Origin of the sequence: Syntrophothermus sp. (genome assembly GCF_013314835.1) — a bacterium.
Classification (GTDB): domain Bacteria; phylum Bacillota; class Syntrophomonadia; order Syntrophomonadales; family Syntrophothermaceae; genus Syntrophothermus; species Syntrophothermus lipocalidus.
In genome coordinates, this window is the sequence record NZ_JABUEX010000001.1 from 38931 (window position 1) to 65560 (window position 26630).

The following is a 26630-nucleotide window of genomic DNA, read 5'->3' on the forward strand; positions in this document are numbered from 1 at the left end:
GGGGTAGGGGTGGCTCAGATAGAAACCTTGTTTGTCGACACGGCGCATATACTGCTGGCTTGGCTCACGCGGTGGGGTTTAAGCCAAGAGGCTGCTGATCTCGTGTTGCTGTTCGTACAGTTTGCCTGCCTGGCGGGGATCATAACCGTGAACGTCATCGTCTTAGTGTGGCTGGAGCGTAGGGTTTCGGGATTCATCCAGCTGCGGCTGGGACCTAACCGGGTGGGGCCTTTCGGAACCCTGCAGACCGTAGCCGACGCCCTGAAGCTGCTTACAAAGGAGGATATCGTACCCTCCAGGGCAGACCGGCCTTTGTTCAAGCTTGCGCCGGTGCTTTTCATGACCGTGGCGGTAATGCTTTACGCAGTGCTGCCGTTCGGCCGCGGCCTGCAAGTGGTGGACTTGAACATAGGCCTGTTCTATTTCCTTTCTCTCGGTTCTCTGGCTACCATCGCTCTCCTCATGGCGGGTTGGGGGTCCAACAACAAGTGGTCGCTTTTGGGAGCGATGCGCTCGGTGGCCCAGATAATCAGCTATGAGATACCCCTCGTGCTTTCGCTTCTCGGCGTGGTGGTGATAGCCGGGTCGCTTCGCCTTTCGGATATCGTGGCTGCTCAGGAGAAGGTCTGGTTCATACTGCTGCAGCCGGTAGCATTCATAACCTATTTCATCGCTGCCACCGCCGAGCTGAACCGAGCTCCTTTCGACATGCCGGAAGCGGAGCAGGAACTGACTGCCGGGGCTTACACCGAATACAGCGGTATGCGCTGGGCTTTGTTCTTCCTGGCGGAGTACACGAACCTGTTTGCGGTTTCGGCTCTGGCTGCGACCATGTTTTTAGGCGGGTGGCATGGGCCGGGGCTGCCCTCCTGGCTCTGGATCGTGATCAAGACCTACGGGTTGATGCTGGTGTTTATGTGGATCAGGTGGACTTTCCCCCGCATCCGCATGGACCAGCTCATGGCCTTTAACTGGAAGGTGCTGATACCGGTGACCCTCGCCAACCTCATGCTGACCGGGGTAGGGGTCTACCTGGCAAAGGGGGTCGCTGGGTGATGCGGGTTTACGGAACCGGTCTTTTGAAAGGATTGAAGGTTACCTTTAAACACTTCTTCGATCGCAAGCTGACCGAGCAGTACCCGGAAGAGCGGCCTAAGCTGTACCCGCGTTTTCGCGGGCGGCTGTACATAGAGCCGGAAAAATGTATCGTGTGCGGCATCTGCGTTCGGACATGCCCCAACGGGGTTTTGAGCCTAGAAGAGGGTCGGGACGAAACCGCGAAGAAGAAGAGGCTGCTCAGCTATGAGATTGACCACCAGTACTGCATGTTCTGCAACCTGTGCGTGGAGAACTGTCCGGCCCAATGTCTTCATTTCAACCACGAGTTCGAGTGGGCGACCTTCAGCCGGGACCAGTTAAAGGTGGTATACCAGGGTCCGGCGCCCGTGGAAGGGAAGGAAACACCAGCCCCGATGGAGTCCCAAAGCCAGCCCCCGAAAGCTGTAACGGGGACGGGGGAGAAGGAGGTCGAGTCGCCTGGTCCGGATGACAAGCGGGAGAAAAAGAAGGAAGCCCTGAAAACCGCCTTGGCCAAAAACCCGGCCAAGGTGTTGGGCCGTTACCTCGAGAACCAAGAGGAGGCCCCGATTCTGGCAGCATTTCTTCAGAACCAGCCGCAGAGGGCGGATAAGCTGGTGGAGCTGATGGCCGAAGACGAAGACAAGGCCCGCAAGGTTGCGGAAGCCTTGCTCAAACAGGCGAAGAAACAAGGCTTGGGCGAGACAGGGGGCGAAAGCCGGTGACGTGGGAAGCAGTAACGTTTTATATCCTGGCAGTAGTGACCGTGACCGGGGCGGCCGGGGTAGTGTTTTCATCCAATATCGTCCGGGCAGCTTTTTTTCTCGTAGCTTCGTTTCTAGGGGTGGCGGCATTGTACTTCCTTCTAGGAGCGGACTTTCTGGGGTTGGTGCAGATTATGATTTATGCCGGCGCTGTTTCGGTCCTGGTCATCTTTGCGGTGATGCTGGTCATCAAAGACGATATCAGGCGGACCAGTTTATTCCATCCGGTTAGCCGCTGGTGGGGAGCGGCTATAGCCGTGCTTTTGACCGCCGCCTTGGCAAAAGCCGTTTGGCAGACGAGCTTTCCCGCGAAAGGGTTGGCAGTTGAAACCGATCCGGTGGGACAGATGGCGAAGCTGCTCTTGGGTGACTACGTGGTGGCTTTCGAGGTAGCGGCCGTTTTGCTCTTGGTTGCAATAGTTGGGGCCATTATACTGGCCAAAGGGGGAGAGGAATGATAGGGCTTCAGCATTACCTTTTGTTGGGCACTCTGCTGTTCGGCATAGGGGCATATGGGGTTTTGGTTAAAAGAAACGCGGTGGCGGTTTTAATGTCGGTGGAGCTCATGCTCAATGCCGTCAACGTAAACTTTATCGCCGTCAACCGGTACGTAACCCCGCACGAGGCCATAGGCCAGCTTATCGCGCTCTTCGTCATCGTAGTGGCAGCAGCCGAAGTAGCGGTGGGATTGGCTTTGATAATCGCCGTTTTCCGCCAGAGAAGGTCGGTAAACCTCGATGAATTCAACCTACTTAAGTGGTAAGGCAGGTGGTTCAGGTGCTGGAAGCTAGCCTTGGCTGGTCGTGGTTGATAGCGGTTATCCCTGTCTTGGCCTTTGCCGTCATCGGGCTCTATTTCCACCGGTGGCCGCGGGTAGCGGCTGCGGTTTCGATTGCGGCTATCGCTTTATCTCTGCTCCTGTCGGCGGCGGTAGCGGTTCACGTCTTGGCCAGGGGCGAGGGGTTCAGTTACAAACTGGCCGTCCCCTGGTTGTCTATGCCCGGTCTGCATGTAGACATGGGGGTAATGATCGACGGGTTGGCCGCGGTGATGCTCTTGGTGGTGACCATAGTGGCTTTCTTGGTTCAGGTCTATTCTCTCGGGTACATGCGCGGTGACCCGGGTTTTGCCAGTTACTTCGCTTACCAGTCCCTTTTCGCCGGGGCCATGCTGGGACTGGTCCTGTCGAGCAACTTCGGCCAGATCTACGTGTTCTGGGAACTGGTAGGACTGGCTTCTTATTTACTTATCGGTTTCTGGTTCGAGCGGGTCTCGGCCAGGGAAGCGGCGAAAAAGGCTTTCATAACCAACCGCATCGGAGATTTCGGGTTTCTCTTGGGCATCCTGTTTTTGCAGATCGTATTCGGCACCCTGGACTTCGAAGGGTTGGCCGGGCAAATCGCCGGATACACCAACACTGCCGTGTTGATAGTCATATCACTGCTGCTCTTTGCAGGACCAGTTGGCAAATCGGCTCAGTTCCCGCTGCACGTGTGGCTTCCGGATGCGATGGAAGGCCCGACACCGGTCAGCGCGCTTATCCACGCGGCTACTATGGTTGCGGCCGGGGTGTACTTGATCGCCAGGGCGTTTTTCATATTCAAGGCTAGCCCGGAAACCATGGCAGTAATCGCGGTCGTAGGCGGGTTCACGGCCTTGTTTGCCGCTACCATAGCCGTGGCGCAGAACGATATCAAACGCATCCTGGCCTACTCTACTTTGAGCCAGTTGGGATACATGGTAATGGCTATGGGTATAGGGGCCATGACTGCGGGGATGTTCCACCTGATGACCCATGCCTTCTTCAAAGGATTGCTGTTTTTAGCGGCAGGCAGTGTCATCCATGCTTTGGCCGGTGAACAGGACATATGGAAAATGGGGCGGCTTTGTAAGAAACTGCCTGTAACCACCTGGACGTTTATCATAGGAGCCCTGGCCTTGGCCGGAATTCCGCCCCTGTCAGGGTTCTGGAGCAAAGACGAGATACTGCTTTCAGCCTGGGCTCAAGGATACACGGGGATGTATCTCTTGGGTACCCTGGTGGCCTTCCTGACCGCTTTTTACATGTTCCGCCTGGTGTTCGTGGTCTTTTTCGGTCGCAGAGATGCCGAAGGTCATCCCCACGAGTCTCCAGCCGTGATGACGGTGCCGCTTATCGTACTTGCTTTCTTTAGCATCTTCGCGGGCTTTTTGGGATCCCCCGCGGCGGGGAACGCTTTTGCCCACTGGGTGACGTACCCTGGAGCCCCCCACCATGAGGCTTCGCTGGCGGTCATGTTAGTATCTTCAGGGGTGGCTTTGGCCGGTATAGCCCTGGCCTGGGCTGTGTACCAAAAAGGCTGGATCGACCCAGACCAGGTGAAAGAACGGCTGCCCGGAGTGTATCGGCTGCTCGCCAACAAGTACTACATCGATGAGATCTATCTCTGGCTTACCAGGTGCCTGGTGGACGGGACGGGGAAGCTCTTGTTCTGGATCGATATATACGTGGTCAATGGCCTGGTAAACGGGGTGGCGGCCCTGACCGGAAAGGGTGGACGAGTTTTGAGCTATACCGAAACCGGGCAGGTGCAGACTTATGCCGGGTACATGCTGGCCGGAGCCATAACCTTGATCGGCCTGGTGCTGGTCTTCGGCTGGGCCCGGCTGTAAGTTGAAGAAGGAGGGGCGGTAGGTGAGCGGTTGGCCGATATTGACGACTATACTGCTGGCTCCGGTAGCCGGGGCCATCCTCATAATGCTGGTGCCGCGGGAGAAAGAAGAGCTTGCGAAAACGATAGCTGCCGTAGCGACTCTGGTGAGCATGGCTTTGTCCTTGTGGGTGTGGGGAACCTACGACCGGGGTACGGGCGGTTTTCAGTTTGTGGAGCACGTTCCCTGGATACCTGACCTGGGGGTAAGCTATTCCCTAGGGGTAGACGGCATCAGCGTTCCCATGCTGGTTCTTACAACCCTGATCGGGTTCAGCGCCGTCTTCGCTTCCTGGCGGGTAACGTACAGGGTAAAGGAGTTTTTCAGCCTCTTTCTGCTCCTTTTAACCGGGGTAATGGGTACTTTTGTAACCACTGACCTCTTTATATTTTTCCTGTTTTATGAGGTGGTGGTAATACCCATCTACCTCCTCATCATCATGTACGGCAGCAGCAAGCGGGTGACGAAGGAATACGCCGGGATGAAGCTGACCATTTACCTGCTCGTGGGCAGTGCTTTTCTCCTGGTAGGCATGATTTCCCTTTTCGTGAAGTCCGGTGAAATCTTGGGTTACCCGAGTATGGACGTTTTGACCCTGGCTGCTCTCGATTTTCCGGTCGGGTTTCAGGTGTTTGTTTTTGCCCTGATGGCTTTCGGGTTCGGAACCCTGCTCTCCATGTTCCCGTTTCACGCCTGGTCACCTGACGGGTACGCTGGGGCTCCGACTGCTGTCAGCATGGTTCATGCTGGGGTTTTGAAAAAAATAGGGGGTTACGCTCTCATCCGGTTCGGGATTTGGCTCCTGCCGCAGGGAGCAGCTTACGTCGCGCCCCTCATCGCCGTCCTGGCTATTGGCAACGTGGTATACGCGGCCTTCATCTGCCTGGCCCAAAAAGACCTGAAGTACATCGTGGGTTATTCCAGCGTGAGCCACATGGGTTACGTGCTCCTGGGCTTGGCGGCCTTGAACCTGGTAAGCGTGAACGGAGCGGTAATGATGATGTTCGGCCACGGGGTTATGGCTGCGCTCTTCTTCGCCATGGTCGGGAACCTTTACGACAAGAGCCATACCCGGAACGTTGACGATTTCGGAGGCCTGGCCCACCGGATGCCGCGCTTGGCTTTCGGGTTCATGTTGGCCGGGCTCGCTTCGCTGGGACTGCCGGGCCTGGTAAACTTCATCGGAGAGTTCACGATTTTCGTCGGGAGTTTTGGGGTTTACCGGGTGTTCACCGTTCTGGCCGTATCGGGTATCATTCTCACTGCCCTCTATGTCTTGCGGGCTCTCGGTAATATATTTTTCGGGCCTTTGCGAGAGGAATGGTCTCACTTGGAAGACTTAAAAGGGGTAGAGATGGTGCCCTTGGTGGTTCTAGGAGCGGCCATTATCGTCGGTGGGCTGGCGCCGTTTAGCTTGATGGACATAATCAACCTGGGAGTGGGAGACATCGTGGCCCACATCGGACCGCTGCAGTTAGGGGGGATAGGATGGTTCCGCTAGAGTTGCTGTCAACCGAGATCGGTCTGGTTGTCTTGGGCTTGATACTGCTGGGGTGGGGAGTGTTGGTTCCCGTAAGGGCGAGGCGGGTTCAGGGAGTGATAACCTCTGTAGCCCTGGGAGCCATCCTGGCGATGACGCTTCATCTTTATCGAGGGGATACCGTCCTGTTCGGTGGTATATACCATCTAGATGCCTGGAGCACCTTTTTCAAGACCCTGTTCCTGATAGCGGGAATACTGGTGGTTCTGAGCTCAGACTTGTATGCCCGCCGGTTCGGGCGGCGCACAGACGAGTTCTACGGGCTTATGGTCCTGGCGCTTCTGGGAATGACGGTCATGGTGACCGCCGGAGAACTCCTCACCCTTTATGTGGGGATGGAACTGATGACCATAAGTTTTTACATTCTGGCAGCGTATTGTGTTCGGGATAAGCGTTCAGGAGAGGCGGGTTTGAAATACTTAATCCTGGGGGCGGTTTCATCAGCGGTCATGCTCTTCGGTATAAGCCTCGTGTATGCCGTGACCGGCAGTACAGTACTTGCGGAGATCGCCGCGAATCTCCTTACCCAACCGGTACTGGCGGCAGGGGTGCTGTTTATCTTGGCCGGATTCGGCTTTAAACTGGCCCTGGTGCCGTTTCACATGTGGGCTCCAGACATTTACCAGGGCTCGCCTATCACCGTAACCGCTTTTTTGGCCGTGGGATCGAAGGCGGCGGCCCTGGGCGCGATGTTAAGGGTTTTCACGACCGCCTTGCCTGAGACGGCGGTAGACTGGCGGCTGGTGGTAGCTGTACTGGCCGGCTTGACGATGGTAGTCGGCAATCTGATTGCCTTGGTACAGGTTGACATCAAGCGGCTGCTCGCGTATTCCAGTATCGCGCAGGCAGGGTATATGCTGACCGGACTTGCGGCTATGAACGATTACGGGCTAAAAGGAGCGGCCTTCTATGCCATGATTTACGTCTTCGCCAACGTCGGCGCTTTTGCGGTGGCGACTGCTGTTGAGGTTGATGCCGGCAGCACCGAGATCAAGGCCATGAACGGCTTGGCCGAGCGTTCGCCGTTCATGGCGGCGGTGATGACGGTTTGTCTCTTGTCCCTGGCCGGGATTCCTCCCCTGGCAGGCTTTGTCGGTAAATTTTACCTGTTCACGGGTGCGGTGCAAGCAGGGTGGTTGTGGCTGGCGTTTGTTGGCCTTGTCATGAGCATGGTTTCCGTTTACTACTACCTGTCGGTGGCTAAAGCCATGTATATCGGTGAGGCAGGGACAGTCACCAGGTTGAACCCGGGAACGGCCACAGGCCTGACCCTCTGGGTGTGCCTCGTGGCCACCGTTCTCATCGGCATCTATCCCGCGCCGCTTTCCTTCTTTACTCCCCTCCCGTAACCGTTGAGCCGATGAACGAGAAAGCGTGAAGGGGGAGTAATCCCGTCACGCTCTCAGGTAGGCCTCGAGATGAGGCAGGAAGTAGGGAATGATTTCGGGCAGCATCCGCGGCATCAGAACGTCCATCGCCGGGGGCATGAGGTTCGGCATCTGTTCGGCCAGGTACTCGGGCAAGGGAACCGCTTCACCAACCAACTCCAGCATCCGGGGCAGCACTTTGGGCATCACTTCCGGCATCAGCGATGGGAAAAGGGAAGGAAGAAGGCTCTTCATCATCGCTATCATAGGTCCTTTAACCGCATCCGGTGCCTTTTTGACCATGTGCATCATGCCTCGGTAAAAGTCAGGCATAGCTTCGATCATTTCAGGCAGCATCTTAGCCATGAGCTCGGCCATACCCCAAGGGGTCATCAGCCGGATCATGGCTTCGAATACGCCCCATTTCTCTGCGATGACCGGGTCCGACGCGGGGACATCGTAGCCCAAGGCTCGGGCCGTGAGGACGGCCAGGTCTGTGATTTCTACCGACAGGTCGCGCTTGTCCCGCGAGCGCTTCAACTGCACCCGGCAGCAAGGGCAGGCGGTGATCAAGGTGTCGGCTCCCGCGTCAAGTGCTTCTTGTATTCTCATGGCTCCGATCTCTTCGGCTACATCGGGGTCGGCCACCAGGGTCAGAACACCCCCGCAGCAGTGCGCGTCCTCGCGGTGGAAACGCATCTCACGGAAATTACTGCCGGGCAGGGCGTTGATCAGGGTGCGCGGCCCTTCATAGCGGACTCCGGCCCTCCCCATGTGGCAGGGGTCGTGGTAGGTAACCTTGCGCCCGATGTCTCCGGGAATGACGAACTCGCCCGCGTCGATCCTGTCGGCTAACACGTCGGCGTAGTGCATGGCTTCAAACGGATATTCTATGCCGTGTTCCTCGGCCCAGTGGCGGTAGTAAACCTCCCATACCAGCCAGCAGGCCGGGCAGCAGGTTATAATCTTTTTCGCACCTGTTCTTTTGGCCAGCTCGATATTGTGACTGGCTACCTCGTCGAAGACTTCCCACCTGCCTGCCACCAGCATCGGTATGCCGCAGCACCATTCCTCTTTGCCCATGTACGCAAAATCGACGCCGGCCCGGTGCAAAATATAAGCGGTGGAGCGGGCTACATCCTGCTCCACAAAGGACGAGGTGCAGCCAGGGAAGAACACGTAATCGGCTTTCTCTTTTATAAAGGGCTTGAGTTCATCGGTTATCCAGGCATCGCGGTCCCGGGCATAGCTGCCCCAGATGTTGCCCTGCTGGCGCATGGTGTTGGCCATGATCTCGAATGGGGGGAAGGTGCGGAACTTCCATTTGTCGACCAATATTCCCCTCAGCTTGAGCCACGAAGACTCGTTGGGTAGGTCCAACTGGCAGGTCCGGTTGCACATTTCACAGGTGGTGCAGGCCAGGAAGTTATCCACCGCCCGCTGGTCAAACTCGACCTCGCCTTCCAGATACATTTTAAGGAAACTCCACTTGCCGCGCGGCGACTGCGATTCCCAGCCCCTGCCGTAGTACTGGTCGCAGTGGTCTATGCAGTACCCGCACTGGGAGCAGGCAAAGGCGTACCACACGATGTCTCCTGGAATACCTTTGCGCTCTTCGAACACTTCCCGGGTTTCGCTGGCTTGAGCCAGGTTGCCGAAAACCCTCACCAGCGGCTCCAGGCGGCTGGCCAGCTTGAGACCCGAGGACAGAAAACTTCCGTCCAGGACCTTACCCGGGTTCATTAAGCTCTCGGGGTCATGCTCTTCCTTGAACCGTCGCAGGCGGTCAACCGTTTCCGATCCCATGACTTCCCGGGCAAAGCCGGTGAAGTAGAGGCCGGTGGCGTACGGCCTGCCTCCGTGCTTCAAGGCCGTATTCAAGGCAGTCAAGGAAAGGCCGTAAGCCAGGTTAAAGCTGAAGCGGCGTTCATCGTGGGGGATAAAGCCTAAAAGCACTACTTCCCGCCGGTTGACGGCAAAGCCTTCCAGAATAAACGGGTGTTTGATTTCGTTGGTAGTTTCTTGTATCACCTGGGCCATCTTTTCCACCGGCACGATGACTTCGCTGGGAATGAGCGAAGGGGCAATGCGCTTGGCCCGCATGGGTTCGAAACGAGTCGCCCACTCGTGTTCGGCTATTTCCTCAGATAGGAGCTCGCCACCACAGCCAAAAGCCAGGCTCAATACTTCGGGCTTAATCAGGTCACACCTCTCTTCAGTGCAGGCCATAAGGATGATGTACTTTTCGGGAAGGGTTACCCGGTGCGGGTCCTGCACCGGACGCCCGTGGTGCAGGTGGAGGGGTAAGCGGTTCCTCATGCGGGCTGCGTCGGGGTTGATGAAGGTAACCGACCACAAGGGGACCCGGCGCGCGTAAAGTCCGTTCAAGAAACGCCCCAGATCCTCAGCCTCGTTGAAGGCCACGGCGCTCAGGGAAAGAGGTCGCAGGGGCTTGACGTTGATGGTGACCTGGCTGATGAACCCGGTGATGCCGTTAGCGCCGCTTACCAGATCCAGGTCTGGCCCGGAAAATTCTTTGACCGTACCATCAGGCAGAACCACGCGGGCTTTGACCACGTTTTCCCTAAAATACCCGAATTCGTAGCTGCCGATACCGGCTCCTCCTTGAGCCAGCCAGCCTCCGACCGTGGAAGAGGGGAAGCTGGTGGGATACAGGGCCAGGGTAAGACCGGCTTGGTTGAGGTGGTATTCCAGGTCTTTCCACACCACTCCGGGTTCTACGGTGGCGGTTCTGTTATCCGCGTCGACACGGAGGATCCGGTGCATGCGGTTGAATTCCACTACCAGGCCGCCGTTAACCGGCAGAACTCCTCCATAGCCGGAGGTTGCTTTGCCGCGCGGGGTCAGTTTGAAGCTGTGTTCCCGAGCCAGAAGCACCAGTTCCACCAACTCCTGTTCCGATACTGGCTGCACCACTGCATCGGGAATAGGGTTTCCCACCAGGGGCTTCACCATGGAGGGCATGACCCCCATATCATGGGCGTAGAGCCTTCTTTCCAGTTCGTCAAAAGAGACCCTGTTGCCAAGCCGGGAGCGGAGTTGATCCTTTACCTGGGCTGACAGACCTGACATCACAAATCCCTCCTTTTAAGACCAATATAGTCCATAAACGTACAAACGGCAATAGGGGGTTTTGGAATACCTTGAGAATTGTGGTAAGGAAAGAAAGGGACTGGGGAGCCGGGAGGAAAAGAAGACTTTGTTCTTGACACGAGGAACGGGTACCAGTACAATTTGAAATCAAAGAGCATAGTAGCAATCTCAGCCAGGTGCCCCGTCGGGGATAATAGGGAATCGGGTGAAAAGCCCGAGCGGTCCCGCCACTGTGACCGGGGAGCGAGCCTGCGATTGGCCACTGTTTCTCAACCCGAGAGACGTCTCGGGGAAGGGCGATGGGAAGGCGCAGGCAGCGGTGATCCGGGAGCCAGGAGACCTGCCTGGTATGAGCTCTTCGTCTTCTCGCGGTGAGGAAGACGACGTGCTCGAGGACGATGGTAAAGTTCTCGGCTTAAGCCGGGGACTTTTTTATTTTGGCTGATTTGTTTAAGGGGGAGGGGGTAGATGATTTTGTTAGTGGGGGTATTTTGATAGCTTGGGCCGGGCCGGGTTTGTGTCGTGGCATGTCACATTGGCAGAGGTACTGGACACACGGCTGAAGTGGTACTCATGTTGAGGACAGTTGGAAGGTCGCTATTGGCGAGAACCAAGGAGGGGGAATTACTGTGGTTTTAACTCTGGACAAGGTTATTCAAGGCATCGAACCGTTGAAGGATGAATGGCGGCAAAAGGCGCGGAGTCATATCGACAACTTGACCATGCCCCGCGGGAGCCTGGGGGAAGTTCTAGTGATTGCCGAACGCCTGGCGGCCATTAAAGAGACCCTAAAACCGAGCGTTAGCCGTAAAGCCATTGTTACCATGGCCGGAGACCATGGGGTGGTGGAAGAAGGGGTCAGCGCCTATCCTCAAGAAGTGACACCGCAAATGGTCGCCAACTTTGTAGCCGGAGGAGCGGCTATAAATGTGCTGGCTTCGGTAGCAGGTGCCAGGGTTATAGTAGTCGATATGGGGGTGGCCCAGGATCTCGGCAAACTCGTGCAGCAGGGGAAGATCCTTTCGTACAAGGTAGACTACGGGACTAAAAATATGTGCAAAGGACCGGCCATGACCAGAGAGCAGGCTGTTCAATCCCTAGAGGCCGGAATCCGCATCGCGTGCCATCTGGTCGAAGAAGGAGTGGAGCTTCTCGGCACCGGGGATATGGGTATAGGAAATACGACTCCGAGCAGCGCGATACTGGCTGCTCTTTCGGGGCTTTCCGTGGCTGAGATTACGGGTCGGGGCACCGGAGTGGATGATGTTGGATTGAGCAAGAAAATCCAGGCCATCAAGAAAGCGCTCGAGATAAATAAGCCGGATCCAAACGATGCGGTGGATGTGCTGGCTAAGGTAGGCGGGTTTGAAATCGGCGGTATTGCCGGGCTGATCCTGGGGGCGGCTTACTGCCGGGTGCCGGTCGTCGTAGACGGGCTTATATCTACGGCCGGCGCTCTTCTGGCCCACGCACTGGCGCCGGCTAGCGCGGACTACATGTTTGCCGGACACGTTTCGCGCGAGCCCGGGCACAGGCACATGCTGAGACGCCTCGGTCTGCGCCCGTTACTTGACCTCGACCTGCGTCTGGGAGAAGGCACGGGTGCCGCCCTGGCTATGCCTATCATCGAAGGGGCTGCCCAAGTGATAGGGAAAATGGCTACCTTCGAACAGGCCAGCGTTTCCCGGAGCGTGGAAGAGCGCCAGAGCGAGCAGGATTTAATAGGAGAGGGAACTAAGGCAGTCTCTATTCCATGAAGCCGACAAGAAAGCGTCTCAAAGGAATAAGCCTGCGTGCAGCATATTGTTTTTGCCTCCACCACAGGAAAACCGCGGTGACTACAATAATGTTTGCCCGCAATTTTCATGGACAAAGGTTACCACACGAGCTAATAAACCGACAGGAAATATACCCCCTGTCGGTTTATTCGTCCGTTATTCAAGCTCGTATTCGCTTAGCCCTGGGGCCAAATAAAGTTAATCTGGGCTAATCAGGTCTTATTTCAAAGCCAGGCGGATCCGTTTTTGTTCCCAGCGCCAGGCGGTTTCGATTATGTAGTCCAAGTTATCGTAACGAGGAGTGAAGCCTAGTTCGGCCTGGAGTTTGGTGGCACCCGCTACCAGGGCCGGGGGATCCCCTTCGCGACGGCCAGAGTACTTGACGGGAAAATCGACGCCGGTGACTTTCTTGGCCGCTTCCACCACCTGGAGAACCGAATAACCCCGGCTGTATCCGCAGTTGTAAACCCGGCTTTTGCCTCCGGCGAGCAAGTGTTCCAGCGCCAGGAGATGAGCCTGGGCCAGGTCGTCTACGTGGATGTAGTCCCTTATACAGGTCCCGTCAGGGGTGGGGTAGTCAGTGCCGAATATTTCCAGGCAGGGGCGCAGTCCCGCAGCAGTCCTTACGCACATCGTTATGATGTGGGTCGCGTCTTCTTTCCCTTCACCGATGCGGGCCTGGGGATCAGCACCGGCGACGTTGAAGTAGCGCAGGGCGACATAATCCAGGTCTTGCGCATAGGCCATGTCGGCCAGGACCTTTTCGACCACGGCCTTGGTTTGCCCGTATGGATTTATGGGATCGAGCCGGTTTTCTTCGGTTATGGGGATTTTGTCAGGTATCCCGTAGACGGCGGCCGAGGAAGAGAAGATGAACTTCCTCAGGCCGTTTCTTTTCATCGCTTCCAGCAGGCTCAGGCTGCCGGTTACGTTGTTGAGGTAGTATTTCAGAGGCTGGCGTACCGATTCCGGGACCACGATGTGGGCTGCGAAGTGCATCACGGCATCAATGCTGTGCTGTTTAAAGACCTTGTCTAAAGCCTCCTGATCTCGAACATCGCCCCTGATTAGCTTTCCGTACAACACTGCCCACTCGTGGCCGGTAGAAAGGTTGTCATATACTACCACATCATACCCGGCTTGGCCCAAAGCTTTGACCACGTGGCTGCCTATGTAGCCGGCTCCGCCGGTGACGAGTATCATCCCCACTTGCTACCACTCCTTACCAGAATAGTTCTGCTCAGTGCTTACACACTACGACGTAGAAACCCGTTATCTTGCCGGTTATTAATCTTTCTTGATGGGTTCGGCTTCTGCCACCGGTGGCCGCATCGGAGTAACGGTTGCCGGCGTTTCAAAGTAAAGGCTGCGGCTGGGGAAGGCCACGCTAAGGCCTTGTTCCTCCATAAGAGCCATTATTTCGAGGTTGATGTCCTCTCTTACCCGAGCGTAATCGGCCAAAGCCGTTGGCTTCACGAAGAACTGTATTAAGATGTCGAGGCTGCTTTCTCCGAAACCGTCGAAGCGCACCACTATCGTTTCTTGGTCAACCTCAGGGTGGGATGTGAGCAGTCTTTCAACAGCCGAAACAAACCCCTGGATCTGAGCACGAGAGGTGCCGTAGGTCAGCCCCAGCTTGAACATGACTCGCCGCTTACCCATGCGGGACCAGTTGGTTATTGGTTCGGATGCCAGGGTTGAATTGGGCACTGTCACCAGGGCCTGCGTGAAAGTCCGGACCTTGGTGCTGCGAAAGCTTATGTCTTCGACTGTGCCTTCGACGCTGGGGGTTTGGATCCAGTCACCGATGGAGAAGGGTTTGTCAGTGATTATGACGATTCCGCCGAAAACGTTGGCTAAAGCATCTTTTGCCGCCAGGGAGATTGCTAGTCCGCCCAATCCCAGCCCGGCTATCAGCCCGTCTATTTTATAGTCCCATTCCTGGGCGATGACGGTTACGGCCAGGGCGATTATGACGAATTTGAGCACCTTGGAGAGAAAAGGAACCAGTATCTTGTCAACCTTGGCCCCAAACAGCTCTTCGTATTCTTCGCTCAAGGCCTCGAAACTGCCAGCGAAGTTGTACAAACCGGCGCTGATCAGGAGAATAACACCGGTTCGAAACACGTTGGAAATAAAAGCGTCAGCCGGAGGTTTCAAGGAAAGGTAATTCAAGGCCAGGTAGAGGCCCAGAAGGGCAAAAAACCACTCCAGGGGCTTGGTAAATGCTTCGATTAGGTGATTGTCCAAGCTGGTTTTGGTTCGGGAGGCCATCTTGTAGCAGACAGCAGTAATGAGGCGGGTCAGGATCTTGCGCAGAACCCAGAACCCGATGAGGAGGGTTCCAGCTACGCCGATAGTTATCCAGCCTTGTTTGCTTGTGGCCTGGACCATGGCGTTTGCTACTCCAACTGTCCTTTCGAAAAAACCCACGATCTCAATATCTCCTCTTCCGACCAATTTCTATGAGAACTTTAACAGATCCGGAAGGAGGAAACAAGGACGGTGATGATCAAGGGGACGGTTCCTGCGATCACGAGTGATCGCAGGAACCGTCCCCCTGATCACCTCACTGATCACCTGGGCTGGCGGAAGCAGCGGGCGGTACGCACTTCGAGAGTTCATCAATTCGTTGGAGAACCGAGCCTTTCCACTGCCCAGCAAGCAAACTTGGCTGGCAGTTACTGATATAAACCGGAAGTAATTCATAGTTCGGTACTCCTCGGGGGGTAAGGGTGCATTTCACTATCATGCTGGTTTTGGTTTTTTCCCGTTTAAGGTCGAAAACAAAGTTGCCCAGGCTATAGAAGATCAGACCGGACTTGTATTTTTCTATTCCCTGAAGACAGTGGGGGTGGTGTCCCAACACCAGGTCGGCGCCGCTGTCCACTGCTAGCCGGGCGGCTTCTACCTGAGATGGCGTAGGGCAATCCATGTATTCCTGACCGAAGTGCAGGGAAACCACCACCACGTCTGCCATTTTGCGGGCTTTGGGAATGTCTTCAACTAGGTATTTCTTTTCTAACGGAGCTATTCCGGGCTCAGCATCAGCCCGGAACAAGGAGTGCTGTTTACTCCAGATGAATGAGAAATCACAATAGGATAAGAACGCTACTCGCAGTCCGTTCCTGCTTATTACGGCCGGTTTCCTCGCTTCGGCAAGGTTGGCTCCGGCCCCGCAGAACAGGATGCGATTTTGTTTGAGATTAGTAAGGGTGTCTAATAGGGCCCCTTTTCCGCCATCACAGGCGTGGTTGTTAGCCAGTGATACGATGTCAATGCCCGCTCGCCTCAGGCCCTCTATCGCCAACGGGTTTGGTTTGAACAGACCATACTGGGGATAGTTTTTGTTCGGCAATCCCAGCGGAGATTCCAGGTTGGCAAAGGTTATATCGCCTTTGCTTAGAATGTTGGCTGTCTTGGCGAAAGGATAAATGGGGCCCCAGGTTTGCATGGTTTCTGCCACGTGTCTTCCTACCACCACATCTCCAACCGCGACCAGCGATACTTCGTTGTTACGGGACAGCCGCGGCATGAGGCTGGTTCCCAAGGCGGGGTAGAGTACTCCGGTAACTAATGCGACGATGACTACCAGCCCGAAAAGTTGCAGGTAGATTTTGGGTATGAATAACACTCTCATCTTACCAACTCCGGAAACGTCTTGGTTAATTGTATTTGCCGGGAGAGGGGAGTATGAAAGCTGTTTTCTCTCACGGCGCCGTTGGATTTTCGAGGACGGTTTTTGCCTTGTTAGAGCAGATTTCTGTCGTGTCGATTTTTCGTGAAATTTCGACAAAGGAACGATAAGTTTGGTGTCGTAATGAATTACCGTAATGGACTGGGCGGTGTAGGAAGAGGAAGGAACGGGTTAATTCGACTAGACCCAGGGCAATCAGGCCGTTTAGTTGTACCGGAGTGAGAAAAGTGGCGAAGTCGTACCGATTTCGGGCCCGGAACTGGCAAAGCAAACAGGTAACCGGGCAAATTGAGGCAGAAAGCGAAGACGTAGCAATAAGAGAGCTGACCTACCAGGGGTTATTCGTAGTGGAGTTAAAGGAGATCCGCCATCCCGAGGAATGGCTGGGGCGGCGGCTGCCTTTAAAATTGGTAAGGAGCGGGGAAATAGTACTGTTTACCCGTCAATTTGCCACTATGATAAAGTCAGGACTGCCTCTGCTCCATTGTTTGCGGGTGCTGCAGTTGCAAGCTCGCAACCGGCACCTCCGCCAGGCTACGACTGGCATCATGCGGTCCGTGCGGCGGGGATTGCCGTTATGGGAAGCTTTAGCGGAGTACCCGAGCATCTTTTCTGACTTGTACGTGCAGATGGTAAAGGCGGGGGAGACAGGGGGCAGATTGGATGAGGTCTTGGAGAGGCTGGCTGCTCATTTAGAAAAGGAACATGAAGTAAAACAGAGGATCAAGAACGCCCTTATTTACCCCTGTACAGTAGCGATTCTTACTTTGGCGGTGGTTGCTTTTCTGACCAGTTTTGTGGTCCCGGCTTTTGCCTCGGTTTTCAACGGAGCTGGTGTGAGCCTTCCGACCGCTACCCGGTTGTTGTTAGGGTTTACGAGACTGATCCGTAACCATTTCTGGGGGCTCGCCGCCTCGTTTTTGTTGGTGGCGGTGGTACTGAAAACCTGGAGCGGGACGCCGAGGGGCAGGCAGGTCTGGGACCACTTTTACCTGCGTTTGCCCATAGTTGGGAGGCTGAGCACCAGGATAGCTTCGGCACGGTTTACTAGAATTCTAGGGCTTCTGGCGGGTTCCGGAGTGCCTGTGGTGGTTGCTTTGCCCATTGCGGGACAGGCTGCGGGTAACCGGGTGATAGCTAGCCGCATGGAGACAGTCGTGCGCAGCATCGAACACGGTAGCAGCATGTCTCAGTCTTTGGGCCTTGCCGGGGTTTTTGAACCGATGGTGATACAGATGGTCAACGTGGGTGAGGAAACCGGGACTCTAGACCAGATGCTCGTGAAGGTGGCCGAGTACTATGAGGGAGAAACCGGGCGAGCGGTGGACGCTCTGATTGCTCTGTTCGAGCCGGCGCTCATCCTGTTTATGGCCGGGATAGTGGGCATGGTGGTAATCGGGACTTTGCTCCCGGTGTTTGAGATGATCACGGTTGTGAAGTGAGAAACGGGCGGCCCGAATTTACGATGTCTTGAAGGGTGGAAGTTAAGGCGCGAAAAGTACGGCTTAGGGATTCTGGGCCGATCCATAAGCTGAATTGAAACAGTGGAAGGAGCGGGTAAGGATGAAAAGAGAAAAAACGGACGCAGGAGAAAAGTATCAGAGGAAACACCGGCGGGTACGACTTAAGCCAAACGGTTTCACGCTGATAGAGCTGGTGGCGGTGGTAGCGGTATTGGCTCTTTTAGCAAGTTTGGCTGCTCCCCAGGTGGTGAAAGCCCTTAATTTGTCCAAGGAAAAGGCCTGCATGGCAAACGTTAAGCTCATAGAAGACGCTGCCAACCTCTATGCTGCCAACGAACCTAATCCGGTTACCCTTACTGGGGACAACATTATAACAACTCTACAAGGTGCCAAATACCTTCAACGCGGCGAGTTTAAATGTCCAGTAGACGGGAAGTCGTATACTCTTTCCGGTGATGCTACCAACGGGTACACGGTTACCTGTCCCAACAACTGTGACGGAAAATGATGAGCAATGCAAAACGAGAGTGCAAATCAAGAACCGTCCCCAATTTGCACAATTTACATGAGGGGGATGACCTTAATAGAGGTGTTGGCAGCTTTGGCCTTGATTGCGGTGGTTGCCGTAAGCGTTTCAGCGGCTTTGGTAAGTGCTTCTGCGTGGAATGTTTTGGCAGCTGACCAGTCCCGGGCGACGGCTTACGCTACCGAGATCATGGAGCAGGTCAAGGCATCTGCGGAAAACCTTCCCGCCTTGAGCCAAGACACCTACAGCCCGGTACGCGGGAATTGGGAAGAACTAGGATTGGCGGTAGAGGGCCAGCAGGAGGGAATGACCGCTCAGGTGAGGATAGATGATTACGACGAGGCTCTAGACCTTTACCGGGTGGAGGTCGAAGTATCATGGGAGACAAGGGGCAGGCTTCGTCGGGTCGATTTGATGAGCGTTGTTTGGGGGAGAGGGTTTGCTCAGTGAAGCTATGTCCGGGATGGGCCTCAACAGACGCTGCGACGGATTTTCGTTGCAGTGGAGTAACTTTAATAGAGTTGTTAGTAGCCCTAGCCCTGACTGGGGTCATAGCGCTGGCCTGGGTTAGCTTTTATCTAACCGGGTACAGGGGTTTTGACAATTCTGATAACCAGACTGAGGTTCAGGACCAGGCCCGGGTGGCGGCGGACTACCTATACCGGAGCTTGATACAAGCACAGAAAGTGGTCAAACTAACCGACGACGAAGTGGTGTTCCTGGACAGCACAGGGCAAAAGCTCGGATTCCGGTATTACAACGGGGTTCTATATCGGGACTTTTATCAAACCGTGACATCTACTATTCCTGCTGCTTCTAACCCCGTGGCTAACCTGGTGGAGGAACTGAGATTTACTTCGCCTCAGTCCGGGGTGATTAAAGTATTTATGGTAACTGCCAGCCATGGATACTCCTACCGTCTTCAGACCTCAATGACTCCGCGTTGCCGCACCGGCGTTTTTTCCGAGTAGGTATGGGATTAAGAGGTTATGGATGCCGACGCTTGCGACTGTGTTTAACCTGGGTTGCCGAGTTTGCGATTGCGGAACAATTTTACAGTGGCTGCCGGAAGGACCCAGGGACATTTTGTCGAAACAGGAAAATACATGAGCTATGAGTGTAAGTTTTAACGATAAACGATCGTATTAACAAGTCAGAGACATTTTTGTTGCAAAGGCACGTAACAGTCGCTATTTTGTGTTCAGAAGCTGGATTGGGTGGTCCGGCGCCCGTCTGAAGCTAAGTTTACGAAAAGAAGCAGTAGGACCAACGGATAGCGGTCAGTTTGTCGCATTAAACATGGCTGAAAGGGGGCTATTACATAATGAGGCGGATTAATACGAGAACCGCGCGTCTCATTTCAGTATTGGTATTGGTGACTTTTGTGCTGTCTTTTCTGGTGGTAGCGAGCGCCGCCTGGGCTGCTACAGGAACTATCACCGGCTCGGTGGTAAATATCAGGTCAGGGCCGGGAACCAACTATACCAAGGTAGGGGCCATTACCAAAGGGGCTCAGGTTGAGGTGATAAAACAGGCCGGTGATTGGTGTCAGATAAGGTTCGCCGGGAACAAGACCGGTTGGGTGTCCTCTTCTCTCATCTCCGTCAAAGCCACTAGTCAGTCCCAGACGGTGGTTTCGACTACGTCCTCTAGCACCGTCTCAGCTACCGGTTCGGGAACGACCACGGTTGAAGTGACCGGAAGCACGGTCAATTTGCGCCAAGGGCCGGGCACTTCTTATAAGGTAGTCGGAAAGGTAAGCAAAGGGACTGTTCTTACGGTGGTAGATAAAAGCGGCGATTGGTATAAGATAACCGGACAAGGGATCCCTGTCGGATACATAAGTTCCTCGCTCGTCAAGATAAGGAACAATGTTGCAACTACCGGATCCAGCAGCACGCAGGGTTCGGTTGCCCAGGGGACTCAAAACAAAGCGGCCTTGGTTACAGGGCAGGTGGTTAACCTTCGCTCCGGTCCCGGTACCAGCTACAGCAAAGTTGGACAACTGGTAAAGGGCGATACGGTGCAGGTGCTGAAGAGTTCATCCGATTGGTATCTGGTTAAGACCGAGAGCGGGGCCCAGGGCTGGGTGGCCGGCTGGCTGGTGCAGGTGGTTACCAGCGGTTCGACTCCGAATATGAACCAAAATACAAACCAGACAGCAGATCCCCCTTCGAATTCGGCTAGCGGCGGGACAACACCGAATGCGCCGTCAAACTCCCAGGAACCTGAAGCCTCTCTTCCTTCCAGGGGCAGCGAGCGCTACGAGCCTCAGCCGGAACCGGAACCATCGCCTTCTGAAACCGTACCGGTGGTGGAAGGGGAACTAACTGGCATAACCGAAATAGTGGCAGGTAACATACAGATAGTTACCGTGAGCCTGTCGGTAGGCACCGCCTACGAGACAAAAAGCGAAAGCGGGCACTTTGTGCTGACTTTGAAAGGCATCCGCAAAAACTCGGTCGGCGACGTTATAGGGTTGGACGGTAAAGGAGCCACCCAGGTACAGGTGGAAGAAAGAATGGAACAGTATCCCATCACCCTATTGACCTTCGCTACTATAGGTAAACCGGTTTTCGGTGTGACGCCCAGCCAGGGAGGAAAGGAGCTGAAAGTCTTCATAAAGGCTGACCTTTCTGCTAGGAGGACAGGCCAGGTGCGGGTCGTGCTTGACCCCGGTCACGGAGGAAAAGATCCCGGTGCCATTGGCCCGGCCGGAACTCAGGAAAAAGACATCAATCTTCCTATTGCCCTTGAGGTGGGGAGGATCTTGTCTCTAGACGGCATTGACGTGGCTTACACACGCACCGCCGATGTCTATTTAAGCCTGGCAGAAAGGAGCCAGGTGGCCAATAACGCCGATGCTGACTTATTCGTGTCTATTCACTGCAACGGCTCGACTAGCCCGGACAAGCAGGGGATATCAACCTATTATTACGCACCTGCCGATAACCAGGTTCTTTACAGCCAAGAAGGAGATCGGCGGTTGCTGGCTTCGTCTATCCAGAAGGCTCTTCTGAGTGAGTTAGCCCGCGGTGATATGGGGGTCCGGCAGGGGAATTTTGCGGTTCTGCGGGAAACAGCCATACCTTGCGCGCTGGTGGAAACGCTCTTCATCACTAATCCGGAGGAGGAAACGCTTTTGGCTCAAACCTCCATCCAGCTCAGGGCCGCGGCCGCCATTGCCCAGGGCATCAAAGATTATCTGGTGAGCATCGGGCGCAAGTAGATATTATGATTTACTTGGGTTAGATACAAGAGGGTTTACGACCTTTATTCCTTCGTAACTGGTACCGTTGCTCAGGGCTACCTTTCATGGAGTTCGTCCCTCTTCCAGGATATAAGGCCTTGGGTGCCAAGATCAAGACCTTTTTCCATTAGCGCCAGCTGCCTATCCCTTGCCCGGTCGTACTTGTCGCCGGCCAGAACGGCTTCTTCCAGTGCTTCGATAAGCAAAGCCGACACGGACGTATCTCGCTCTACGGCAAGGTGTTTTACCCGGCGAAGAAGTTCCTTGGGCAACGAAAGAGTAATATTCTGATGGTCCATGTTACTCACTTTCACTAAATAAATTCTAGCACGCATTTACGTGTTGATACACATGAAAGCCTTTTGGCGACTTGGCAGCCGGGTCAATTCCGGCGGTAAGATCTATCTAGACTTCGAGGAGACGAAATGTATGTGGAAGAAGATACGCTCTTTGATAGCTCTGGTCTTATCCACTTGTTTGCTCTCCGGTTTTTTACTTTACATAGATACTGCTTACGTACCGGCAGTTTGGGTTAGCAGTAGGGCTCGCGAGGTCAGTTTTCTGAACGACCGCACAGCCGATCTTATTGGGTGCACTCCCATCACTGCCCGGGACCTGGCGGTGCCCGGAGGATTGACCGGGCGCGGGCAGGTCGTGGGCTTGGCAGACAGTGGCCTTGACAAAGGAAACCTTCTCGACATGCACCCTGATCTCACCAGCGTACCGGGTGAAATACCGAAGATAGTTTCCCTGGGATCCTGGGCCGGCAGGGCGGTACCCGATGATCCGGTTGGGCACGGGACTCACATGGCAGCGACCATTGCCGGGACTGGCAAGGCTTCAGGCGGTAAGTACAAAGGTATCGCGCCGAACGCCAGCCTTTATTTTCAAGCCCTGCTCGACCCTTCAGGCAAGCTGCAGGTTCCCCAGGATGTTGCCGGAATGTTTCTGGCTGCCTATCGGGCAGGGGTAAGGGTACATGTGAATGGGTGGGGAACGAGCGGCAACACATACAGCCGGACTGCGCAACAGGTAGATGCGTTTGTGCGGGCTTATCCCGAGTTCCTGCCTGTATTCGGGGCTGGCAACAGCGGCCCTGGTAAAGGAACTTTAACAGAAGAGGCCAACAGCAAGAATGCCTTGGTGGTTGGTGCTGCCCAAACGCCTAGGCCTTCGTTCGGGCCCGATGCCCGGGACGCAGAAGAACCCGCTTCGTTTTCCAGCCGGGGCCCGACTGCGGATGGGAGAATCAAGCCTGACCTTATGGTGCCGGCTTCGGCCGTCATTTCTGCCTGTTCCCGTTTGACCGAGAGCAACTTTGCAGCTGACCCGGATTACACCCGAATGGGTGGTACCAGCATGGCGGCTGCTATCACCGGCGGGGCGGTCGCTTTGTTGACCGAGTATTTAGAGAAGGAGGGGGTAGCCAACCCTTCGGCTGCTCTGCTCAAAGCCTTGTTGATCGACGGTAGCCGCCCGAGCCAGCAAAACGTTATGAAGTTGGGGTTTGGTACTCTGGACCTGGCTCAGACGATACTGATGCTGGAAGAAGAGCTTACCCGGTTCGAGGATGACCGGCAGGGGCTGGCAACTGGCCAGGAAAGGGCCTGGAAGGTTCGGGTGCGTGAACCACAGCTTCCTTTGATAGTTACTTTGGTTTGGACAGATGCTGTGGGGCAGGGGGGAGCAGGAAACCTGGTGAACGACCTCGACCTTGTAGTTGAGGGACCGGATGGCGAGGTTTACACTGGGAACCATTTTCTAGGGCTGAGTGGACCTGACAACAGCAATAACGTGGAGCAGGTGCGGATTGAGCACCCGGTTACTGGTGAGTACACGGTACGGGTGAAGGCCGCGTCCGTGCGAGTTGGAGCGACAGGGAGCGGGGGACTGTTCCAAGACTACGCCCTGGTCTACGGGCAGCAGCCGGCACGTGATGTTCTGATCGAGGGCGACCACGGTTCTCTTCGGCTGGCAGGTCTGGGGACGGTATCACTGGACGCTCGACAGCCGGTGATGGTGGTAAACGGGGAAACAGTACCCTTCACTTCTGGGCGGGTTTTGCCGGGAAGCGATGTTTACTTGGGGGCCGAGCGGGCATACATATTCGGGCGTACGTACCAAGCAGGAGGGGTTCAGGTCTTATCTAGTCCGCAAGGTGAGCAGTTGATGGAGGTTAACCCCCAGGTTAGAGCGGGGGGATATCTAATAGATGATCGGGCCAAACGGGAGATTGAAGGGGTTTACACCCTGAATGGGGAATCGGTGTCTTCTAGCGAGCTTCCAGCGGGGATCGAGGTGTGGGCTACGGTAAATCCGAGCACCCAAAGGGCTTGGCTGATCAAAGCCAGCTATCGGAAAGAAACCGGAGTGGTGCAGGCGGTAGACTATGAGTCACGGACGCTGAAGCTCCTGGAGGAAGCAACGACCTATAAGGTTCGAACGGACACGCTTGTCACCTTCCTGGACGAGTGCGTGGATTCCGGCTTGAACGATAGACCTTACGGGACGTCCCAGGCTTCGGGATTGGAAGGGTTACTGCCAGGCATGCCGGTGGAACTGTACGTGTCACCTGTTAGCGGAGATGTTATGTATGTTGCGGTAAAACGAGAGGTGGTTCAGGGGCGGGTGACACAAGTTGATCCAGACACCGGGAAGTTGATACTGGAGACTGGAAAGGAATACTCTTGTTTCCCCGGGCTTCCCGTAACCAGGGACGGGGAAAAGACCCAGTTGAGTGGTGTAAAACTGGGAGACTATGCCAAACTGGTGCTGGTTCCTAAGAGCAACCGGGTTCTGGCCTTAGAAGCATACTCAAAGGTGCTTTACGGTCAGGTCATTTACCTGGTAGAAAAACAAAAGAAACTGTACCTCACTGGTCAGGACAACGTGATGCGCGAACTGAACCTGGATCAAGAAACGCAGGTTTTCAGGTGGGATCTTCCGGTCGATGTGGCGGGAGTTCAGCCTGGGAGTTGGGTAAGAGCTGTGATCGATGGAAATCGGAACACGGTGCTGAGGATGGACGTGGCTGAAGTGGCAGAAGACACGACCGGTAGGTTTGACGCGTACCGGGAGGCAACACCGAAAACCGTAACTGTTGGGGGAAACAGCTACCTCATAGCGGACAACTGCCTGGTCACGAAAGGTGGCTACTGGATTGAACCCCAGGATTTGGTCTCAGGGGATGAGGTGAGGCTGGTAGCTTTATCTCTTCAGGGGTCGGGACAGAAACTGGCAGCTCTGGTGGCAGCGCAGGTAAAGTCAAGCCTATCGAAGCCGTTCTTGATGGCTTCGGTCAAGGAATTGAACGGAGTGCTGGTGGTAGACGGTCAAACATCAGGTTATGCGGTCTACGTTTACCGCGCAGACGGTAGCCGAACCAGACTGAAGGCAGACCAGGCTGGTAGATTCAGTGCTTTGCTTGCTGTCCACTCGGGAGAACGTGAAGTGGAACTGGTTACCTTGGATAAAAACGGGGGGCTGGCTTTTCTAAGGGTTGGCATCGAGCCTTTTAGCCCATCAAGGGGTGAGACGAGAACTTTTGCGGATATATCTGGAAAGCCGGACAATGAGTCCATAGCCAGATTAGCTGAAAGCTCAGTGGTAGCCGGGTACCCGGATGGGACCTATCGCCCCAACAAGCCAATAACACGGCTCGAGTTCTTGCTGATACTGGTCAGAGCGGGAGGAGGGCGCGAGAGGTCGGCTGTGGCAAAGGAATTTCTAGATCAAAAAGAGGTACCTGCTTGGGCTCGCCAGGATCTGGCCGAAGCTGTAAGAAGAGGACTGGTAGCGGGTTATCCAGACGGTACGCTTCGCCCTAACCAGCCGGTCACGAGAGCCGAGATGGCAGCCATGCTGGTCAGGGCCTTCGGAGCCGGATTCGGAGGAAAACCGCCTTACACTGACCTGAAGCGTACGCCATCCTGGGCCCGTCCGGCAGTAGTGCAGGCCTGGAGCCGGGGATTGCTAGACGGACTGCGGACTTTGCTTTATCGACAGTTCTACCCGTACCGACACGTAACCCGGTTTGAAGCGGCTTTATGTGTAGCCCGTGGCTTTGGCATTAAGGGTTAGGTCAAGTTGAGACCAATGAAACGCTCGGCCCCGACCAGATGGACGGCCGTTCGCCAGCACACGTTTTCAGCACTTTCCCTGTCAGGGCAGACATTGTAGATAGCTTGGTAAACCGAGCTAACCGGATAAGCCGCACTCATAGGGAAGTCGCTTCCGGCCAGCATACGGTGACTGTAGCGGGCGATAAAGGAGCGGAGCATTTCAGACTGGCCAGGGTGTTCCTGCACCAAACATGCGGTGTTTGTGATATCCAGATAAAGACTGGGATAAGCCTCCAGGTAATCCTTGCAAAACTCTATTTCTCGATCCGGCCACAGCATGTGGACCAGGACCACTTTCATTCGCGGGTATCTTTTTAGGAAAGTATCTACTTGCTCTACCATGGAAGGAAGCCCGTAAAAACGGGCAAACCCGCTGTGGATAAGCAGTGGGCACTGGCGGGCTTCAATATAGCTGTAGACTTCCTCCATGCGCGGGTCCAGGAGGTCGAACTCCTGCACGTAAGGATGGATCTTCACGCCGGCCATACCTAAGACATCAAGGGCCTCGGTTAGAATACCGATTTTGTCTTCATCCGCCGGGTGAATCGACGCGAAAGGTATGACTTCGGGATGTTTAGTGGCGAATTGGTATTGCCACTGGTGAATGGTTCGAGTTTCGCCAGCCCGCAACGGATAGAACAGGTTGAACAGGTAATCTGCTCCGCAAGAAGTGGCGTGGGATAACAGTTTTTCAGGATCTGTTTCCTGTGGGGAATGAAAATCTTTTATCATTCTGTGTGCCCACCTCAGCCCACCACGATTTCTCTTCTCTGTCATTATATGAGCGTGCGCGTCAATAAAGTAGCGCGTGACACCGATGCTCACCGTTCTGTTTCCTCCTTCATGTAGCAATTTTGCAACCGTTTTCTCTCAATTATATACCAATGAACCAAGCGGTAGATTATCTAGGCTTGATTGGAAGCATATTTTGGAAAGGCGCGGGCCGAGGCGTGGCCAAAACCATAACCCATAGTTATAACTAAAACGAGCTATCGACGCCAGTGAAAGACTTATGATACAATTGTGCAAAAGTCCGGGCGTCATATCGATAACAAAAAGTTATAAGCCAGAACAAAAGGATGCCAAATCCGTCACTCGTGTCAGTGTTCATCTGGGAACATCAGTGTACATCTGCCCCGAAAACTAGCCACAGATGCGCACAGATGGTCACAGATGAACACAGATTTTCCTTAATTGAAGATTTTCTAGGTTACCGCTGGAGAACCCGAAGTTTTCATTCTC

At 54.9% G+C, this 26630-nt stretch carries 20 protein-coding genes and 1 riboswitch; of the genes, 14 read left to right on the forward strand and 6 right to left on the reverse strand.

Annotated elements, in window-relative coordinates:
• Positions 1 to 18: 18 nt before the first annotated feature.
• From nuoH to HPY90_RS00295, 7 genes are read left to right on the forward strand one after another with little or no spacing between them, the layout of a single operon-like run.
• Positions 19 to 1056, forward strand: a complete 1038-nt coding sequence (gene nuoH / locus HPY90_RS00265) for an NADH-quinone oxidoreductase subunit NuoH (RefSeq protein ID WP_502707176.1) — start codon at positions 19 to 21, stop codon at positions 1054 to 1056.
• Positions 1056 to 1802, forward strand: a complete 747-nt coding sequence (locus HPY90_RS00270) for a NuoI/complex I 23 kDa subunit family protein (RefSeq protein WP_287190156.1) — start codon at positions 1056 to 1058, stop codon at positions 1800 to 1802. The genes nuoH and HPY90_RS00270 overlap by 1 nt, the downstream gene beginning before the upstream one ends.
• Positions 1799 to 2299 (forward strand): NADH-quinone oxidoreductase subunit J, encoded by a 501-nt coding sequence (locus HPY90_RS00275; protein ID WP_287189798.1) that lies wholly within the window; start codon positions 1799 to 1801, stop codon positions 2297 to 2299. The genes HPY90_RS00270 and HPY90_RS00275 overlap by 4 nt, the downstream gene beginning before the upstream one ends.
• Complete coding sequence (nuoK, locus tag HPY90_RS00280) at positions 2296 to 2604, forward strand: NADH-quinone oxidoreductase subunit NuoK (protein WP_287189800.1); 309 nt, start codon at positions 2296 to 2298, stop codon at positions 2602 to 2604. The genes HPY90_RS00275 and nuoK overlap by 4 nt, the downstream gene beginning before the upstream one ends.
• Before the next feature lie 14 nt (positions 2605 to 2618).
• Complete coding sequence (nuoL, locus tag HPY90_RS00285; RefSeq protein WP_287189803.1) at positions 2619 to 4493, forward strand: NADH-quinone oxidoreductase subunit L; 1875 nt, start codon at positions 2619 to 2621, stop codon at positions 4491 to 4493.
• Between the two features lie 22 nt (positions 4494 to 4515).
• Positions 4516 to 6033 carry a complex I subunit 4 family protein gene (locus tag HPY90_RS00290; protein WP_287189805.1) on the forward strand — a complete coding sequence of 506 codons (1518 nt, stop codon included), beginning with the start codon at positions 4516 to 4518 and terminating at the stop codon, positions 6031 to 6033.
• Positions 6021 to 7421, forward strand: coding sequence for an NADH-quinone oxidoreductase subunit N (locus HPY90_RS00295; RefSeq protein ID WP_287189807.1), 1401 nt, complete (start codon positions 6021 to 6023; stop codon positions 7419 to 7421). Before HPY90_RS00290 ends, HPY90_RS00295 begins: the two co-directional genes overlap by 13 nt.
• A 45-nt stretch (positions 7422 to 7466) precedes the next feature.
• On the opposite strand, the gene HPY90_RS00300 is transcribed toward HPY90_RS00295, so the two are convergent.
• A complete protein-coding gene (locus HPY90_RS00300) occupies positions 7467 to 10532 on the reverse strand; it encodes an FAD-binding and (Fe-S)-binding domain-containing protein (RefSeq protein WP_287189809.1) in 3066 nt (1021 codons plus the stop codon).
• A 178-nt stretch (positions 10533 to 10710) separates the two neighbouring features.
• Positions 10711 to 10915, forward strand: a riboswitch (cobalamin riboswitch).
• A 267-nt stretch (positions 10916 to 11182) separates the two neighbouring features.
• Between HPY90_RS00300 and cobT the strand changes: the two genes are divergently transcribed.
• On the forward strand, positions 11183 to 12310 hold the full coding sequence (gene cobT / locus HPY90_RS00305; protein ID WP_287189810.1) for a nicotinate-nucleotide--dimethylbenzimidazole phosphoribosyltransferase: 1128 nt from the start codon (positions 11183 to 11185) through the stop codon (positions 12308 to 12310).
• Between the two features lie 240 nt (positions 12311 to 12550).
• Here the strand turns inward: cobT and galE are convergent, their stop codons facing one another.
• The 3 genes from galE to HPY90_RS00320 form a co-directional block, all read right to left on the reverse strand.
• Entirely contained in the window at positions 12551 to 13534 is a 984-nt protein-coding gene (galE, locus tag HPY90_RS00310; protein ID WP_287190158.1) for a UDP-glucose 4-epimerase GalE, read from the reverse strand.
• Positions 13535 to 13618: 84 nt separating this feature from the next.
• Positions 13619 to 14764, reverse strand: coding sequence for a mechanosensitive ion channel family protein (locus HPY90_RS00315; RefSeq protein ID WP_287189813.1), 1146 nt, complete (start codon positions 14762 to 14764; stop codon positions 13619 to 13621).
• Between the two features lie 136 nt (positions 14765 to 14900).
• A complete protein-coding gene (locus HPY90_RS00320; protein ID WP_287189815.1) occupies positions 14901 to 15971 on the reverse strand; it encodes a CapA family protein in 1071 nt (356 codons plus the stop codon).
• A gap of 284 nt (positions 15972 to 16255) precedes the next feature.
• Between HPY90_RS00320 and HPY90_RS00325 the strand changes: the two genes are divergently transcribed.
• From HPY90_RS00325 to HPY90_RS00345, 5 genes are all read left to right on the forward strand, one after another.
• Entirely contained in the window at positions 16256 to 17470 is a 1215-nt protein-coding gene (locus tag HPY90_RS00325) for a type II secretion system F family protein (RefSeq protein WP_287189816.1), read from the forward strand.
• 121 nt (positions 17471 to 17591) lie between these two features.
• Complete coding sequence (locus HPY90_RS00330) at positions 17592 to 17999, forward strand: prepilin-type N-terminal cleavage/methylation domain-containing protein (protein WP_287189818.1); 408 nt, start codon at positions 17592 to 17594, stop codon at positions 17997 to 17999.
• Positions 18000 to 18056: 57 nt separating this feature from the next.
• The gene (locus tag HPY90_RS00335; protein ID WP_287190161.1) at positions 18057 to 18467 is read left to right on the forward strand and encodes a prepilin-type N-terminal cleavage/methylation domain-containing protein; all 411 of its coding nucleotides are present in this window, start codon (positions 18057 to 18059) and stop codon (positions 18465 to 18467) included.
• Positions 18464 to 18988, forward strand: a complete 525-nt coding sequence (locus HPY90_RS00340; protein WP_287189820.1) for a PilW family protein — start codon at positions 18464 to 18466, stop codon at positions 18986 to 18988. Before HPY90_RS00335 ends, HPY90_RS00340 begins: the two co-directional genes overlap by 4 nt.
• A gap of 353 nt (positions 18989 to 19341) precedes the next feature.
• Complete coding sequence (locus HPY90_RS00345; protein WP_287189822.1) at positions 19342 to 21246, forward strand: N-acetylmuramoyl-L-alanine amidase family protein; 1905 nt, start codon at positions 19342 to 19344, stop codon at positions 21244 to 21246.
• 77 nt (positions 21247 to 21323) lie between these two features.
• On the opposite strand, the gene HPY90_RS00350 is transcribed toward HPY90_RS00345, so the two are convergent.
• A complete protein-coding gene (locus HPY90_RS00350; RefSeq protein ID WP_287189824.1) occupies positions 21324 to 21566 on the reverse strand; it encodes a ribbon-helix-helix domain-containing protein in 243 nt (80 codons plus the stop codon).
• 130 nt (positions 21567 to 21696) lie between these two features.
• Here HPY90_RS00350 and HPY90_RS00355 point away from each other — a divergent pair, with 130 nt between their 5' ends.
• Complete coding sequence (locus HPY90_RS00355; protein WP_287189826.1) at positions 21697 to 25347, forward strand: S8 family serine peptidase; 3651 nt, start codon at positions 21697 to 21699, stop codon at positions 25345 to 25347.
• On the opposite strand, the gene HPY90_RS00360 is transcribed toward HPY90_RS00355, so the two are convergent.
• Entirely contained in the window at positions 25344 to 26213 is an 870-nt protein-coding gene (locus HPY90_RS00360; protein ID WP_287189828.1) for an amidohydrolase family protein, read from the reverse strand. The two genes, HPY90_RS00355 and HPY90_RS00360, sit on opposite strands and share 4 nt — an antisense overlap.
• Positions 26214 to 26630: the final 417 nt, after the last annotated feature.

Coding starts and splice junctions, on each gene's coding strand:
- HPY90_RS00330 (WP_287189818.1), top strand. CDS start 17,592: ATGAAAAGAGAAAAAACGGACGCAGGAGAAAAGTATCAGAGGAAACAC.
- galE (WP_287190158.1), bottom strand. CDS start 13,534: ATGATACTCGTCACCGGCGGAGCCGGCTACATAGGCAGCCACGTGGTC.
- HPY90_RS00350 (WP_287189824.1), bottom strand. CDS start 21,566: ATGGACCATCAGAATATTACTCTTTCGTTGCCCAAGGAACTTCTTCGC.
- HPY90_RS00320 (WP_287189815.1), bottom strand. CDS start 15,971: ATGAGAGTGTTATTCATACCCAAAATCTACCTGCAACTTTTCGGGCTG.
- HPY90_RS00295 (WP_287189807.1), top strand. CDS start 6,021: ATGGTTCCGCTAGAGTTGCTGTCAACCGAGATCGGTCTGGTTGTCTTG.
- HPY90_RS00300 (WP_287189809.1), bottom strand. CDS start 10,532: ATGTCAGGTCTGTCAGCCCAGGTAAAGGATCAACTCCGCTCCCGGCTT.
- nuoK (WP_287189800.1), top strand. CDS start 2,296: ATGATAGGGCTTCAGCATTACCTTTTGTTGGGCACTCTGCTGTTCGGC.
- HPY90_RS00335 (WP_287190161.1), top strand. CDS start 18,057: ATGAGGGGGATGACCTTAATAGAGGTGTTGGCAGCTTTGGCCTTGATT.
- HPY90_RS00270 (WP_287190156.1), top strand. CDS start 1,056: ATGCGGGTTTACGGAACCGGTCTTTTGAAAGGATTGAAGGTTACCTTT.
- HPY90_RS00345 (WP_287189822.1), top strand. CDS start 19,342: ATGAGGCGGATTAATACGAGAACCGCGCGTCTCATTTCAGTATTGGTA.
- HPY90_RS00355 (WP_287189826.1), top strand. CDS start 21,697: ATGTGGAAGAAGATACGCTCTTTGATAGCTCTGGTCTTATCCACTTGT.